Here is a 17357-nt window from a genome sequence, read left to right on the forward strand (position 1 = left end):
TTTTTTAATTAATATACCGCATGGTACAGTAATTAAAAATCATTTTTCAAGGTATGACCTAAACTGTTTTTTTTGGATTTTTTTGTGCAAATGAATATTGGACGTCCTAAGGATTTAGTTAAAAAGAAACAAATATTAGAGGCAGCTAAACGTTTGTTTCTAAAACAGGGCTTTCATGGTTCAAGCATGAATCAAATTGCCAAAGAAGCTGGCGTGACTAAACTGACGGTGTATAACCATTTTCAAGATAAAGAATCGTTATTTACCTATGCAATTGCAGAAACGTGCGAAGAATCAATCAATGCTCGGCGAATCCAATTACACCCTGAATCCAATTTTTTAGAAGACTTCTATCAGGTATGTAGTTTAGCGCTGCAAATTGTCAATCTTCCTGAAGCCATTAAGCTTGAGCATTTATTATTAGAATTGGCAGCAGAGCAAAATCCTTTGGCTGAACCTTTTTATAATGCATCTCATAAGCGGTTATTTGTGGTTTGGACTGATTTTTTTGCTCAAGCGATTGAGCACGGATTTATCCAGAAAGATGATGCTGAAAAGCAAACACATTTGCTCCTTTCTTTAATCTTAGGGCATCGACATCATGAAGTATTGTTAGGTGTTCGTCAGGTTCCCAATGAAGCAGAATGTGATGAAATTATTCATCAAGCCATCGAATTATTTATGCTGAAATACAAAAAATAGCTCTCTCCATTCTTAAATGGCGTATTTTTCACCTAATTTTCTTTAAATTATTTTGCAATCGCTTGGCATGTCATGAATAAGCGGTATAGTCAAAAGAACAAGAAAAGGAGAAAAAAATGATTCAACAAATTGATGCTCCATTACGTGAAGACGTACGCTTACTCGGTAATCTTTTAGGAGAGACTTTAAAAGAACAAGCTGGACAAGATTTGTTTAATCAAGTTGAACAAATTCGTGCACTCGCGAAAGGTGCACGTGATGGTGATAGCGAAGCTGAAAAACAATTAGAAAGTTTATTTTTAAGTTTAAAAGATGATGAGATTCTTCCACTGACACGCGCTTTTTCACATTTTCTGAACTTTGCCAATATTGCAGAACAATATCATGTGGTACGTAGCCGTCGCCAAAATGAGTTTGATAAAAACGGCGCTGCAGCGAATGTCCTTATTCCCCTTTTTGAAAAATTTCAACAACAGCTGATTTCAGCGGAAACCCTTTATCAACAAATTTGTGAGCTAAATATTGAGCTTGTACTCACCGCACATCCTACGGAAGTTAGTCGTCGCACCTTGATCCAAAAATATGATGGGATCAACGAGTGTTTATCTAAGTTTGATCAGCAAAAGCTGACCCCCAAACAGCGCGCTCAAGTTCTTTCTGAATTAAAACAATTGGTTTGTTCAGCATGGCAAACCGATGAAATTCGCCAACATCGTCCAACCCCAATTGATGAAGCAAAATGGGGTTTTACTACCATTGAGCAAACTTTATGGAACGCTATTCCTAAGTTTGTCCGTGAATTGAATCAATTGGTTCAAGAGCATTGTTCTCAAGCTTTACCTTTAGATATTGCACCTGTGCGGTTTGCATCTTGGATGGGTGGTGACCGAGATGGAAACCCAAATGTCACACACAAAGTGACTCAAGAAGTTTTATGGTTATCTCGATGGAAAGCCGCGGATCTCTACCTCCGAGATATTGAAGATTTACGTTGGGAGCTTTCTGTTCAGGCGTGCAGTGATGAACTAAAGACTGCCTTAGGTCAGCCTCATCCAGAGCCTTATCGTGAATATTTAAGAACAACACGTGAACGCTTAAAAATTACAAGAGAATGGCTCACTGCAAAATTACAAGGTCAACATTCTGATGTGGATCGTAGCCAGATTATTCATCACAAAGATGAGTTGTTGCAGCCATTATTGTTATGTTATCGCTCATTAGTCGATTCAAACCTTTCCGGTATTGCTCAAGGAAAGTTACTCGATTTTATTTATCGCGTGAATTGTTTCGGTATTGAGTTATTAAAACTAGATATTCGCCAAGAGTCAGGTCGTCATCGTCAGGCAATTTCAGCGATTACTGAGTATCTTGGACTTGGCAATTTTGAGACATGGACTGAACAAGCCCGTCAAAACTTCTTATTACAAGAACTGCAAAGCAAACGCCCTTTACTTCCTAAACATCTTAATGAATCTGCTCAAAGTCTTATTGAGCATCCTGATGTTCAAGAAGTATTCGCTACCATGCGAACTTTGGCAGAACAACCTGCTGAAAGTCTAGGTGCTTATATTATTTCAATGGCGGAATATCCAAGTGACGTTTTGGCGGTTCTATTACTCCAAAAAGAAGCAGGTATTAAGCAACCTCTGCGTGTAGTTCCATTATTTGAAACGTTAAAAGATTTAGATGGCGCAGCTTCGACCATGAATACTTTATTCAGTATGCATTGGTACAAACAACATATTCAAAACAAGCACGAGGTCATGATTGGTTACTCTGACTCAGCAAAAGATGCAGGTTTCATGTCTGCGAATTGGGCTCAGTACCGTGCACAAGAAGAGTTAACAGCTATTGCCAAACAACATGGTATACAACTCACTTTGTTCCATGGTCGTGGTGGCTCAATTAGTCGTGGTGGTGCTCCAACCCAACAAGCACTATTTTCACAACCACCTGGCTCAATCTCAGGTGCAATCCGTGTGACTGAACAAGGCGAAATGATCCGATTCAAATTTGGATTAGAAGAAATCGCACTTCAAAATTTAGAGATTTATACCGCAGCTACCCTTGAAGCGACTTTACTCCCACCACCAGAACCCAAGGCAGCATGGCGCGAGTTGATGCATAAGATGACGGAACTCTCTGTGAATGTTTACCGTCAAACAGTCCGCGAAAACCCTCATTTTGTCCAATACTTAAGAACCGTGACGCCAGAGCTTGAATTACAGATGCTACCTTTGGGTTCAAGACCAGCTAAACGAAAAATCAGCGGTGGTATTGAATCCTTACGTGCAATTCCATGGGTATTTGCATGGACTCAAATTCGATTAATGCTTCCAGCATGGTTAGGTACTGGTGCAGCCATCAATCAAGTCATTTCAGAAGGTCACAAAGCTGAGCTAGATGAAATGTTAGAACAATGGCCTTATTTCCAAACTTTAATTGATATGTTGGAGATGGTGCTATCTAAATCAGATAGCAATGTCGCATTGTATTATGAATCTCATCTCACCCAAGATGAAAATCTTAAAGTATTGGGTGCGGAACTACGCCAACGCTTACATGACGCAGTACAAACTTTATTGGCAATGAAAGGTGAATCTAAATTACTCAGTTCTAATGAAGTTCTTGATCAAGCCATGAAGATTCGTAAACCCTATCTTCTTCCATTACACCTGTTACAAGCAGAACTCATGAAAAGACGACGCGAATATTTAGCTGAACGAACTGTCGAACAAACTGAGGTTGACCATGCATTAATGGTAAGTATTGCAGGTATTGCTGCTGGATTACGTAATACGGGTTGATTTCACGACTGCCTATGCTCAAGTACCTTTATGGGCTTGAGCAAATTAGAGGCTTTATTCTAATTTTCAGTAATGACAACAAAGAACTATAAATTTTTTACTCAATATGGATATAGATTTTTTTGATATAGCTGAATTGCAATAGGCTGATTTTACTTTATTTTTAAAACATATTTTTTTTACCGATGGGTAAAAATTCAATAAAAGTCAGACCATTAGTTTTAATAATTTTTCAAGAAACAGATGATTTCTCATAAAACAGGCGTATGATGTGCACAATTTAACTATTGAGTGCTCACTTTATGACCAGTTGGTTTCCTAAATGGCGTCCCTTCACGGATGATATTGATACGCGTCCTGTTGGCACGACCGAATATTTACCTCCTGCGCAAAGTGTAGTTCTTGGCATTCAACATGCTTTTGCCATGTTTGGTGCGACAGTTTTAGCACCATTATTAATGGGTTTTGATCCTAATCTTGCTATATTAATGTCAGGTATTTGTACCCTGTTATTTTTCCTCATCACTGGCGGTCGAGTGCCCAGTTATTTAGGCTCAAGCTTTGCTTTTATTGGTGTAGTCATCGCGGCAACGGGCTATGCCGGTGCTGGAGCAAATGCGAATATTGCATTAGCTGCTGGGGGAATTATTGCCTGTGGTGTACTTTATGCCTTAATTGGTTTTCTGGTGATGGCAACAGGTACTCGATGGATTGAAAAGCTCATGCCTCCTGTCGTAACAGGTTCTGTGGTCATGATCATCGGTCTGCATCTTGCACCGGTAACGGTAAAAAGTGTCGCGGGTAATCCATTTAATATGTGGATGGCATTGATTACTGTCATGTGTATGGCTTCAATTGCAGTATTCACCAAAGGGATGCTACAACGCCTACTTTTACTTGTGGGTTTGGTGCTGTCTTATATCGTATACTTTGTTATTACGAATATCATGGGTTACGGTACTCCAATTAACTTCACGCCGATTACACAAGCTGCATGGTTTGGTCTGCCTAACTTTCATGCTCCTGAGTTCAGTACGAACGCGATGCTCATCATTGCTCCTGTAGCTTTAATTTTAGTGGCTGAAAACTTAGGTCACATCAAAGCAGTCTCTGCCATGACTGGTGAAAATCTAGACCCACATATTGGTAAAGCGTTTGTAGCCGATGGTGTTGCAACATCATTAGCCGGTGGTGTAGGTGCTCCAGGCATGACCACTTATGGGGAAAATATTGGCGTGATGGCTGTGACACGTGTCTATTCCACGATTATTTTTGCCATCGCAGGTGTATTCGCAATTTTCCTTGGCTTATCACCAAAATTTGGTGCAATTATTCAAACCATTCCAACTGCGATTCTTGCAGGTGCATCAATTGTGGTGTTTGGTTTAATTACCATCGCTGGTGCTAAAATTTGGATCGAACATCGTGTCGATTTCTCTAAAAATAAAAACCTCATGATTGCTGCGATCACGCTGATCTTAGGTACTGGTGACTTTGCGCTTCAATTTGGTAGCTTCAATTTAGGTGGTATTGGAACGGCTACCTTTGCTGCATTATTCCTGAATTGGTTCTTTAGCTTAGGTGGAAAGTCTAACTAAAAATCTATCGCATATAAAAAAAGAGAGCTTAATGCTCTCTTTTTTAATTTTTTATTCTAATTAAGTATTTTAAGATTTTTTTTCAATGGGTTTAGGTCGACCAAAATAATAGCCTTGAAACGTATTACAACCATTTTCTTTTAGAACTTGGAACTGCTCTTCAGTTTCTACACCCTCTGCCACCACATTCAGATCAAGAATTTGTGCTAAATCAATAATCGTTTTCACAATAGCAATATCACGTGGATTACCGACAATATTTTCTACAAATGAACGATCAATTTTGAGTTGATCCAGTGGAAGCATTTTGAGGTAATTCAATGAAGAATATCCTGTTCCAAAATCATCCATAGAGAATCTTAATCCACGCTCGATGAGCTTTTTCATTTTCTCAATTGAGTTATGCATATCGGTATAGAACATGCTTTCAGTGAGTTCTAAACGTAATAATGTTGGATCAATTCCTGCTTCATCAATAATCCGAAGCACATTTTTATCAAAGTCAGTCTTACGGAATTGTTCGACACTAATATTGACTGAAATCGTCCAGTTTGAAGATTCTGGGTATTGGCTCCAATCTTTTAACTGTTGGCATGCTAATACTAATACACGATTACCAACATCATGTATGAGATCAGTTTTCTCCACTTCTTCAATAAATCGACCTGGTAAAATTAAACCGTGTTCAGGATGACTCCAACGTAGCAAAGCCTCATACCCGATCACTTCCTCTTCGCGATTTACTAAAATCTGATAATAAAGTTGGAACTCATCTCGCAATAAAGCTAATCTTAAATCATTTAATAAAGCAGCTTTAGCAATAACACTTTGTTCCATTTCAGGATCAAAAACACATATGCAGTTTTTACCATTTTCTTTAGCTTGATACAGCGCCATGTCGGCGTACTTAAGCAACTCATTTTTTGGCAATTTTGAATTACGGAAAATAAAAATTCCGATACTAGAGCTAGTATGGATTTTATTATCCTTTAATACGAAAGGCTCATTTAATGCAGCACGAACTTTATCAGCGATTTGCATCACTGCTTGATTAGCAATCGTTTCATCTGGATCTAAATCTGAAAGAATAATTAAAAACTCGTCTCCACCAAGACGGACAATTGCATTCTGCTGTGCCACACACTCCATAAGACGCACCGAGACCATTTTGAGTAGGTCATCTCCACGATCGTGTCCTAACGTGTCATTAATATTTTTGAAGTTATCCAAATCCAACATCATGAGTGCACTATGTGTACCATTTTGTTTACATGATTCAATCACCGCCAACATGCGTTCTTGCATAAAACGGCGGTTAGGCAATCCCGTTAATTCATCATGTAATGCCATATAACGTGCATGGTCTTCGGAATTTTTTAGCTGTGTGATATCAGTTCGAATGGAGATATAGTTTTGTAAAACGCCATTATTATCTTTAAGCGGCACAATCGTGGTTTCAACCCAATATAAAGAACCATTTTTAGCTCGGTTACAAATTTCGCCTTTCCAAATTTCTCCACTCGAAATTGCTTTCCACATATATTTAAAAAAACTTCTCGGGTGATAGCCTGAATTAATAATTTTATGTGTTGATCCGACAAGTTCTTCATAAGAATACTGTGAGATATTACAAAACTTCTCATTGACATGAGTAATGACACCACGTGCATCTGTTATGGCTACAATTGAATGTGCATCAATGGCTACTTTGTAGTTTTCAAGATCCTTGACTATTTTTTCTAATTGTAACTGGGTATCCATAGCGCCTTCGACCGTCAGTCTAAAAAGTGATGTATCCAAATGTTAACTTAATATTATTTTTTGTAACACTAAGCTTTGTTGAACCAGTTCACAAATCGGCTATATATTTTGTAAATTTCAATGAATAAAAGAGGAAACTAAGTTCCTCATTCTTATTAAGAATTCCGACTGTTATGGTCGTATTTCTTTTAACTCTCTTTGAATAAAGTGTTGAATCATCTCTCGATATATTTTTTCCATCAGTAATGGATCCACACCATTCTTTGTAGCCAATTCACGTATTTTTTCAATCACTATTTCAACACGTTCAGGTGACTGTACATCTTGTATAGTTCTTTTAAAACGAACTGCCTGATCTACATAATATTGGCGTAAACCAATTAATTCTGTTATGGCTTGATCAATTGAATCTATTTGTGCTCGAGCTTGCTGAAGGGTTTCGCATTTTTCTTTATTGATTTTCAATTGATTCGGTATCCCTGTGTTCAGATTCATTTTCACTTTTGTACTTTTGTTCTAACACATTACTGAAAATACTTTCAATCATCCATACACGATATAAGCTATTAAACACATAACTCTTTCCATCGATACGAAGCTCAAGCACTGGTAAATCAGGTTGTGATTTCATCTCACAGAGTAATTGATTTTCTTCCAGCTTTTGACTGATCGACTCTTCAGTGAGCGTCGTGATATTCAAGCTCTGTTTTAAGGCTTGAATATGAGGTCGATACGATAGATCTTTACCTTTACTCCATACAGCCTGCAAGATTTCATACATTGCATCAAGACGTTGATCCTCAGGCACACTGTAAAACAATCGTGCTATTTCATATGTCGCCTGCTGAGTCGGTCGGCAAAACGGCGTAAATTTTACTTCTGTTCGTTTAGATAAACGCGTTGCCAAACTCCAATCAAATAAATCTCGTCCCTGATATTGCAATGGATAAACGGTAAGTTGGATATCGTAATAATCGGCAAGTTCCTCTTTAATATAAGCTAATAATAACCAAGAGATCGGATCTTCTAATGCAATATAGAGGTCTAACTCAGGATTCATCGCCTGAATCTCAGATAATTCTTCAGCATCATTCATTAAGTGTTCCCGCCACTCAATATGATTGATGAGAAAAATAGGATTACCGGTCAAGAGTTTTTGTTGTTTTAAACGGCGGGTCAATCTTAATAAATCATCTACCGCATGATACCGACGATCACCGAGCTCAAAAAAACTTGCTAAAACTGGCGTGTGATCAAAAGTTCGCTCAGCGATTTGTTGTTCTTTTCGATGTCGACTGGCCATGACATACAAAGTACGTAATTTTCCATACTGCTGTTGCCACAACATATGGAAGACATCTTCCAATAAATAGAGAAAATTTTCACCTGTTAATGGGGTATTTCGTAAAATCGTTTCTGCCTGTTGAATCGCTTCAGCACTTGGTATTTCAGGCTGTTCATTATCAAATCCGAAACGATGCTGGTACGCTAAAATTTGGGCATCACGTAGACTGTAATCTTGCCACTCTTCAGGACTCATATCATTTGGAGCTTCAGCAGCAGTATCTGAGATAACAATTTTTAAAGGCTTAATTTCATCTTTTAAAATGTCATTTAATTGTGCCAATTGCTGGACTGCAAGATAACTATACACATCATCTAAACGAAGATAGATCGTTAAACCCTGCTCAGTTGACAAGACCTCTTGACGATTTGGTTTCTGATAAAACCAACTCGATCGTAGCGGATCAAACCAACGGCGTAACAATGACATGAGATGTGCCTCAGATGATTTTACTGGTAAATTATGTGCTCAAAGTATCGAATTCATCGCTTTTTCTAAAACTAAAAAAGTTTGAACGCGAGCAAAACTTATATCAAGACAAAGAGAATTGATCAATATTTATGACCTTTCTATCAAATATTGTCATTAATGTAATTGACGCTTTCAGATGAAATTCAAACTTTTCGTGATTAAAAAAGCATCCCGAAGGATGCTTTTGAATCATGATTGATCTAGTTTATAAGCAGATTAGATATCGCGTACCGCACCTTTTGCAGCACTTGTTGCATGCATTGCATACGCTTTCAGTGCTTTAGATACTTTACGTGGACGCTCTTTCGCAGGCTTCCAACCTTTAGCTTCTTGCACTTCGCGGCGCGCTGCCAATACATCATCAGCAACTGCTAAGTGAATCGTACGGTTTGGAATATCAATTTCGATACGATCGCCATCTTCAACTAAAGCAATTGCACCGCCTTCAGCCGCTTCTGGAGACACGTGACCAATTGAAAGACCTGATGAACCACCCGAGAAACGACCATCAGTCACAAGCGCACAGTCTTTACCTAAGCCTTTTGATTTTAAGTAGCTTGTTGGATACAGCATTTCTTGCATACCCGGACCACCTTGTGGACCTTCGTAACGAATCAGAACCACGTCACCTGCTACGATTTTGCCGCCTAAGATTGCTTCTACTGCATCATCTTGGCTTTCAAATACGCGTGCTGTACCGTTGAATTTCAGAATCGAGTCATCTACACCAGCCGTTTTTACGATACAACCATCAAGTGCGATGTTACCGTAAAGGACTGCTAAACCGCCGTCTTTAGAGAAAGCATGTTCTGCATTACGAATCACGCCATTTTCACGGTCGCCATCAAGACGTGTGTAGTAACGGTCTTGTGAGAATGCTGTTTGTGTTGGTACACCGCCCGGTGCTGATTTAAAGAAGTTATATACCTCTTCATTTTCAGTACGAATAATGTCCCACTTATCTAAAGCATCTTTCAATGTTTTTTCATGTACGGTTGGTACAGAAGTATCTAACAAACCTGCACGGTCTAATTCGCCAAGGATCGACATGATACCGCCTGCACGATGGACATCTTCCATATGAACATTTTTAACCGCAGGTGCAACTTTACATAGTACAGGCACTTTACGTGATAAACGATCGATATCGTCCATTGTAAAATCAACTTCTGCTTCATGCGCAGCCGCTAATAAGTGAAGTACTGTATTGGTAGAACCACCCATCGCGATATCTAAAGTCATGGCATTTTCATAAGCAGCTTTAGGGGCAATGTTGCGTGGTAATACGCTGTAATCATTTTGTTCGTAATGGCGTTTTGTGATTTCAACAATCAACTGACCCGCACGCTCAAATAGTTTTTTACGGTTGGCATGCGTTGCAAGTGTTGAACCATTACCCGGTAATGATAAACCTAATGCTTCTGTCAAACAGTTCATTGAGTTTGCAGTAAACATCCCTGAACATGAACCACAAGTTGGACATGCAGAACGTTCGTATGCTTTTACTTCTTCATCTGTGTAGTTGTCATCTGCAGCAACAATCATGGCATCCACAAGGTCAATCGCTTGTTCACCACCACGAATTTGGACTTTACCAGCTTCCATTGGACCGCCTGAAACAAACACCACAGGAATGTTCAAGCGCATTGCCGCCATCAACATTCCCGGTGTGATTTTGTCGCAGTTCGAGATACAAACCATTGCATCTGCACAGTGTGCATTGACCATGTATTCGACTGAGTCAGCAATCAAGTCACGCGATGGTAATGAATACAACATTCCGTCGTGACCCATTGCAATACCGTCGTCTACTGCGATTGTATTAAATTCTTTAGCTACACCACCCGCTTGTTCAATCTGACGTGCAACAAGCTGACCTAAGTCTTTAAGATGCACATGACCCGGTACGAATTGTGTGAATGAGTTGACTACTGCAATAATTGGTTTGCCAAAATCTTCGTCTTTCATTCCAGTTGCACGCCATAAGCCACGTGCACCCGCCATATTTCTTCCGTGTGTTGATGTTTTCGAACGATAGTCAGGCATTTTTATTTCCAACTTAAGCTGAGCTCGATGAATATGTATTCAATCTGGCTAAATGATACTGAAATATAAGGCTAAATCAGTTGAACCTTACTTCTATTATGACAGCTTTCTGATTAACAGTTAACCATTGCTTGCAATTGTTCGTATAGGTCTGATTTGCCCTCAACGATCTAAATCGATGTAAGAGATGTGATCTACTATAAACCCTTATCTGAAATCGTAATACAAAACTTTCATGAATCTTTTTTTAAAAATACATAAATTTTATTAATCACACCTTAAGCACAAAATGCACATGAAAACGTTTCAAATTACGACCTTATTTGGGCGAAAATCGCTTTTGGCATATAATGTTCTTTATATTGTTTTGGAAGTGTCTGAGTGAAAATCATCTTTGCGGGAACCCCTGAATTTGCAGCGAGTGCATTAGCAGCTTTGCTAAAGACTTCTCATGAAATTGTTGCTGTGTATACGCAGCCAGACCGTAAAGCAGGACGTGGACAAAAACTAACAGCGTCAGCGGTAAAGCAATTGGCGCTTGAGCACAATATTCCTGTTTACCAACCTTTACATTTTAAATCGTCGACTGAGGAAGGTTTGGCTGCTCAAGCTGAACTCAAGTCTTTCAATGCTGATGTGATGGTGGTCGCAGCATACGGTTTAATCTTGCCTCAAGTCGTTTTAGATACACCTAAATACGGCTGCTTGAATATTCATGGTTCCTTATTGCCTCGCTGGCGAGGTGCAGCCCCTATTCAACGTGCTATCGCGACAGGTGATACTGAAACAGGTATTACGATCATGAAAATGGCAGCTGGTCTAGACACTGGTGACATGATGTTTAAAACGATCTGTCCTATTACGGCTGAAGATACTTCCGCAACCTTACATGATAAACTGGCTCAACAAGGGGCTGAAGCCACTCTCGCTGTTTTAGAAAGTGAAGACACTTTAAAGCATTATTTAGATACACGTGAAGTTCAAGATGAATCACTTACAGTGTATGCACATAAACTGTCGAAGGCTGAAGCTCAAATTAACTGGGCAAATGATGCTGTGACGATTGATCGAAATATCCGTGCTTTCAATCCTTGGCCCGTAGCTTTCACTCCTATTGATGAAACCAACAATTTACGTATTTGGAATTCGAAACTTTCTTCACTCACTCCATCAACTCAACAAGTCGGTGAAATCATCGCTGTCGATCAGGATGGTGTTCACGTTGTGTGTGGTGATCATCAAGTGATTTGCCTCACTCAACTTCAGTGGCCAGGCGGTAAAGCGCTCAATGCTGCACAAATTCTACAAAGTCAAAAATTGCAGCCAGGACAGATCTTCGCATGAGCCAACAATCTTCTCATTTAAATTTACGCGGACATGTGATTAAAACATTACTGGCCGTTCAGAATGGGCAATCCCTCACCTCTGTTCTTTCCCAACATCTTTCATTGGTTGGTGAGCGTGATCGGGCCTTATTTCATGAATTGACTTTAGGCACTTTACGCCAATGGCATGCACTTAAAGCAATTACTCTCCCTCTTCTGACTAAACCGCTCAACAATGAAACCGTTGAAAGCTGCCTATATTTAGGTTTATATCAACTGCTTTGCACGCGTATTCCAGCACATGCGGCTATCTCAGAAACGGTAACAGCCACCAAACAACTTGGTTTTGAGGCTTTAAGTGGCGTCGTGAATGCGATTCTACGTCGTGTTTCACGTGAAACTGAAGAATTCGGCGAAGCATTAGACCAAGCCCATGGTTTACCTAGTTGGCTATTTAAGCGTTTGAAAAAAGATTGGCCAGAGTATCTTGAAATGCTTTCAGCTGAGCTTAAACTGGCTGCGCCTTTGACACTACGTGTAAATGAACGACAGGTAAGCCGTGAGGAATATTTAGATATTCTTGATGAAGAAGGGATTGATGCTCATCCATGTGAATGGTCCGATGTCGGCATTATCTTAGATCAATCCGTGCATATTCCTCACCTCCCTGGCTTTGAAGAAGGTGGTTTTTCTGTTCAGGATGAACATGCTCAACTTTGCGCGACCTTGTTGCCAAATATTGATGATAAAATCGTAATTGATGCATGTGCGGCCCCAGGTGGAAAAACAGCACATATTTTAGAGTGTTATCGTCCTAAAAAGCTGTATGCGATCGATCACGACACAAAGCGTTTAAGCCGCGTAAGTGAAAACTTAGAGCGTCTTGCACTTAATCAGTATGCTCCAGTGGAAATACTCACTGCTGATGCTACGGTATGGTCTGCACCTGAACAGGCTGACTGTATTATTCTTGATGCACCGTGTTCTGCTATTGGAGTTGTACGACGTCATCCAGATATTCGTTTACTTCGCCAATCTACCGATATTCAACAAACGGTTGAACTTCAAAAACAAATTCTGAATCACATGTGGCTACAACTCAAAGTTGGCGGATCAATGCTTTATATTACCTGCTCGATTTTGAAAGCTGAAAATGAACACCAAATGATTGATTTCTTCAACACGCATGCAGATGCTCAAGAAATCAAATTAAATGTAAATTGGGGAATTGAACAAATCCACGGCCGTCAGTTATTGCCACAACAAGGTCATGGTGATGGATTCTATTATTGTTTAATTCAAAAGATTTAATGCTATTTTTTAAGATAGTTTATTTCTAATTTACCGACATATAAAAAAGCCATGACTCGTGTCATGGCTTTTTTAATATTGATCTGAAGTAGTTTAATCTTCAAGCTCATCTGGGTTTTTTGCCAAATGAATCATGGCTAAAATAAGACCACCCCATAACAGCACTGTTGAGATAATAAGCATCATTAAAGCAGAAGTATTCATCTTATTTCTCCTCAGGTCCATTGTCTTTTAGACGACTAAAAACAACCGCACAGAATACAAAGATTGCAACTACACCGCCACCAATTGGCAATAGAATCTCAATTGGATAACCGCCATAACCTTCAGTAAATATTGAGTTCAAAGTTAGCAATAACGCAGCTAACAATGAAATTGGCGTGACTATCGTCAACATGAAGTTCCAACCAACACCTAGCTTAATACTAGAATATTGATTTACATGCTCTTGAAGTTGCTTTAACAATGGTCGACGGAACCATGACACCAATACGATTGATAATAAGCCACCCGCGACAATACCAATATTATTGGCAAAGTAATCGATAATATCGACAAACGTAATCGCGCTGTGAGTTGAGAACAATAAAGTTGAAACAATTGCTGAACCACCTGCAATAATTGTCACAGCCTTCTTACGAGACCATCCTAACTTGTCTTGAAAACCTGCGATTGGAACTTGAAGAATACTGACCATGGATGTAATCCCTGCAACTGTTAAAGATGCAAAGAACAAGAAGCCAAATAAGTCTCCGCCAGCCCCCATGCTTGAAATGATTTTAGGGAAAGCGATAAAAGCTAAACCAATACCACCAGATACAACATCGTCAACTGAAGCACCCGCACTGTAGGCCATGAAACCTAATGCTGCAAATACCCCAATACCAGCTAAAATTTCAAAAGATGAATTTGCAAGAGCAACGACTAGTCCAGAACCAGTTAAATTCGTTTTTTTCTTCAAATATGAAGCGTAGGTCAACATAATCCCGAAACCAACGGATAACGAGAAAAAGATATGGCCAAATGCAGCTAACCACACTTTATAGTTGCCCATCGCTTCCCAGTTTGGTGTAAAGAATGCATTTAAACCTTGGACAGCACCTGGTAAACGAATAGCTTGAATCACGAGAATCGTAAATAAAACCACCAATAATGGCATAAAGATCTTATTCGACAATTCCACGCCTTTCTTCACCCCACCATACAGGATGAACATAACGATCGCCCAAACGACAACCAAACCTATAAATAAGGTCGGAACAAATCCAAATGCTAAACCTTCGCCATTTTGAAGATAGGTAGTGAAAAAGAATTTCTCTGTATCACTTCCCCACTGTTGACCAAACGAGTAGAACATATAACTACCCGCCCATGACAATACACTGGCATAGTAAATACCAATAATTAATGTCACAGCGACTTGCCACCAACCCAATGATTCACCATTCATCAACTTCTTGTAAGCTGTGGGTGGGGCTTTACGGTATTTATGTCCAACTGCATAATCTAAAAATAAAAGTGGGAGACCGGCAGCAAAAATTGCAACCAGATAAGGGATTAAAAATGCCCCGCCACCATTTTCATATGCGACATAGGGAAAACGCCAAATATTGCCTAAACCTACTGCAGAACCAATAGCTGCAATAATAAAACCTGATCTGGCGCTCCAATTTTCACGTGAAGCTGTCATATAGTACCTAATCCGTAAATGGGTACACGCTTACTGCTATTGTTGATGTTATCTCGCAAGTAATTGCATACCATTAAAATTTTTTTGTTTGAATCAGAAACGGCCTTTTGAGCATTTTTTTCGAATTACAAACCACCCCCTTATTTAATATTCTTGGTTAAAGAAAGATGAAATAAAGGATGTTTAATGAATCAACAATAGCGCTTTTAATCAGATTTTTCTGTAATTAATTCAGGAAAAAACTGTGTTTCATCATTTTTTTATTCTTATTGATTAATTTTAACTCAATATGTTTATTTTTAAATCACTGCGTTAATCTAAACTAAATAATTTAAAAGGAGCGTTATGCTCCTTTTAACATAAAAAATAATTATCCTTGTTTAATCACAAGCAAACGCTCTTCTTGCATATCTCGAATTGCTGATTGAATCCCTTCTCGACCTAGACCCGAATCCTTAACGCCACCATAAGGCATATTATCTACACGGAATGATGGAATATCATTAATGATGACACCACCTACATGTAAATGATTCCACGCATACATCATTTTATTCAGACTTTGTGTATAAACGCCAGCTTGTAGACCAAATCGGCTTTGATTAATTGTAGCAATGCCTTTTTCAAAATCTTTGTACTTCTCTAGAATGGCAACGGGTCCAAAAGCTTCATCTTTATAAATTTCTAAAGACGCATCAACATTTTCTAACAATATTGGATCAAATAAAGCCCGTTTAACCTGACCTTCAACTAAAACTTTGGCACCCTTCTTTACAGCTTTATCAACCCATTTTTTAAGCCTTTTAGCTTCTGCCTCCTTGATCATAGGGCCACATAAGGTCGAGTCTGAATTCGGATCGCTCGCTTTGATTTTTTTTATTTTGGAAATTAATTTCTTCTTTAAATCCGTATAAATATTTTCATGGACTAAAATTCTTTGGACACTAATACAAACTTGACCTGCATGGTTATAAGCTCCCCCAATAAGACGATCAATTAACACATCAGATATTTCAGTATCAGGTTCAATTAAAACAGCAGCATTTCCACCAAGCTCTAAGGTGACTTTTTTTCGACCTGCACGTGCTTTCATATCCCAACCGACTTCATCCGATCCAGTAAAACTGAGTAATTTGAATCGGTCATCGGTTACCAAAATATCCGCCTGTTCACGAGGACAAGGTAAAACTGAAAATGCACCTTGAGGTAAATCAGTTTCAGCCAACACTCCTGCAATTTTTAGAGCAGAAACTGGTGTAAGTGACGCAGGTTTCAGTACGAAAGGACACCCTGCTGCAATTGCAGGTGCAATTTTATGAGCAGTTAAATTAAGTGGAAAATTAAAAGGACTAATTAATGATATAGCACCAATCGGAACATGTTTAATCATACCTGTATAACCCTGTGCAGCAGCTGTTACAGCCAATGGCATTAAACGCCCATCGTCTATTTGTGTAACAGCATCAGCAGCGATTTGAAAGGTATTTATAAGACGCTCAACTTCAGCCTGAGCTGCTTTTAATGGCTTTCCACCCTCTGCAATCAAAATTGCAGTTAATTCCTCTCTCATTTCGCCAAAGCGTTTGACACAATGTAATAAAATCTTTTGCTTTTGAAATGGTTCTAATTTTGCCATTGCCTGTTCTGCATCAATTGCAGATTGGATTGCTTTTTCTAAAGTATTTGCATCTGCTAAGGCTACTCGGGCAAATGTTTTTTGGCTAAATTTATCTTTTACCTCAAGCCATTGACCTGTTTGGGATGCTTTAGAGGCAACATAAAGAGAATAATCACACTCAATTTTTTTTTCTGAATTGGTCATCGCGTATCCTTAAATATATTCGGATTTAAAACTTTTAAATTCACTATATCATGACCTCTCAAGCAACTTCTGTTCATGAGTAATTAAGTAATATATTTTTCACTCTTACTTTTTATTATATACATGCCTCTATTGCATCTCGCATGCATTTTAGTCACTCATTACCTAAAGCATTAAAATACAACCACGACCTATTGTTTAGGCGATCATTTTTCTATGTACACAGGGACACCGATAGAAACTAATCATGCTTTATGAATTTGAGCATCAGATGGATAAAAGCGGTTGTTATAAATGTTCAAGACATAAAATTTATCGTTTATATGATTATTTTTTCAATTTTAAGATTAAAAATGTATTTAACGGATATTTTCCCGTACCCATGCCTTTCCCTTTATATTTAATTCTTTATTTCAATTTACATATATAAAAAAACACCCCCTTGTATTGAAGGGGGTGTTTAGAATAATGAGCTGGCG

12 protein-coding genes are annotated in these 17357 nt (G+C 38.8%); 5 read left to right on the top strand and 7 right to left on the bottom strand.

Features of this window, described 5'->3' with window-relative positions:
• The first annotated feature begins 84 nt into the window (after nt 1–84).
• From AC1M9K_RS12055 to AC1M9K_RS12065, 3 genes are all read left to right on the top strand, one after another.
• Complete coding sequence (locus AC1M9K_RS12055; protein WP_481589404.1) at nt 85–702, top strand: TetR/AcrR family transcriptional regulator; 618 nt, start codon at nt 85–87, stop codon at nt 700–702.
• 116 nt (nt 703–818) lie between these two features.
• Nucleotides 819–3509 (top strand): phosphoenolpyruvate carboxylase, encoded by a 2691-nt coding sequence (ppc, locus tag AC1M9K_RS12060; protein ID WP_481589405.1) that lies wholly within the window; start codon nt 819–821, stop codon nt 3507–3509.
• A gap of 302 nt (nt 3510–3811) precedes the next feature.
• On the top strand, nt 3812–5107 hold the full coding sequence (locus tag AC1M9K_RS12065; RefSeq protein WP_035268794.1) for a solute carrier family 23 protein: 1296 nt from the start codon (nt 3812–3814) through the stop codon (nt 5105–5107).
• 69 nt (nt 5108–5176) lie between these two features.
• Here the strand turns inward: AC1M9K_RS12065 and AC1M9K_RS12070 are convergent, their stop codons facing one another.
• The 4 genes from AC1M9K_RS12070 to ilvD all read right to left on the bottom strand — a co-directional run bounded on the left by AC1M9K_RS12070 (nt 5177) and on the right by ilvD (nt 10730).
• A complete protein-coding gene (locus tag AC1M9K_RS12070; RefSeq protein ID WP_481589406.1) occupies nt 5177–6868 on the bottom strand; it encodes a putative bifunctional diguanylate cyclase/phosphodiesterase in 1692 nt (563 codons plus the stop codon).
• A 171-nt stretch (nt 6869–7039) separates the two neighbouring features.
• On the bottom strand, nt 7040–7327 hold the full coding sequence (locus tag AC1M9K_RS12075) for a chorismate mutase (RefSeq protein WP_035270424.1): 288 nt from the start codon (nt 7325–7327) through the stop codon (nt 7040–7042).
• A complete protein-coding gene (locus AC1M9K_RS12080; RefSeq protein ID WP_481589407.1) occupies nt 7320–8642 on the bottom strand; it encodes a hypothetical protein in 1323 nt (440 codons plus the stop codon). The genes AC1M9K_RS12075 and AC1M9K_RS12080 overlap by 8 nt, the downstream gene beginning before the upstream one ends.
• Before the next feature lie 258 nt (nt 8643–8900).
• Complete coding sequence (ilvD, locus tag AC1M9K_RS12085; protein ID WP_180000371.1) at nt 8901–10730, bottom strand: dihydroxy-acid dehydratase; 1830 nt, start codon at nt 10728–10730, stop codon at nt 8901–8903.
• A gap of 381 nt (nt 10731–11111) precedes the next feature.
• Between ilvD and fmt the strand changes: the two genes are divergently transcribed.
• Together fmt and rsmB are read left to right on the top strand one after the other, a co-directional pair.
• On the top strand, nt 11112–12074 hold the full coding sequence (gene fmt, locus AC1M9K_RS12090; RefSeq protein WP_035270415.1) for a methionyl-tRNA formyltransferase: 963 nt from the start codon (nt 11112–11114) through the stop codon (nt 12072–12074).
• Complete coding sequence (gene rsmB / locus AC1M9K_RS12095; protein ID WP_481589408.1) at nt 12071–13366, top strand: 16S rRNA (cytosine(967)-C(5))-methyltransferase RsmB; 1296 nt, start codon at nt 12071–12073, stop codon at nt 13364–13366. Before fmt ends, rsmB begins: the two co-directional genes overlap by 4 nt.
• 93 nt (nt 13367–13459) lie before the next feature.
• Here the strand turns inward: rsmB and AC1M9K_RS12100 are convergent, their stop codons facing one another.
• The 3 genes from AC1M9K_RS12100 to AC1M9K_RS12110 all read right to left on the bottom strand — a co-directional run bounded on the left by AC1M9K_RS12100 (nt 13460) and on the right by AC1M9K_RS12110 (nt 16878).
• The gene (locus AC1M9K_RS12100; RefSeq protein WP_081403317.1) at nt 13460–13570 is read right to left on the bottom strand and encodes a methionine/alanine import family NSS transporter small subunit; all 111 of its coding nucleotides are present in this window, start codon (nt 13568–13570) and stop codon (nt 13460–13462) included.
• A 1-nt stretch (nt 13571) separates the two neighbouring features.
• Nucleotides 13572–15056, bottom strand: coding sequence for a sodium-dependent transporter (locus tag AC1M9K_RS12105; protein WP_481589409.1), 1485 nt, complete (start codon nt 15054–15056; stop codon nt 13572–13574).
• A gap of 370 nt (nt 15057–15426) precedes the next feature.
• Complete coding sequence (locus AC1M9K_RS12110; protein ID WP_481589410.1) at nt 15427–16878, bottom strand: aldehyde dehydrogenase family protein; 1452 nt, start codon at nt 16876–16878, stop codon at nt 15427–15429.
• Nucleotides 16879–17357 lie beyond the last annotated feature (479 nt).

The organism is Acinetobacter sp. 24-47-67, assembly GCF_056779735.1.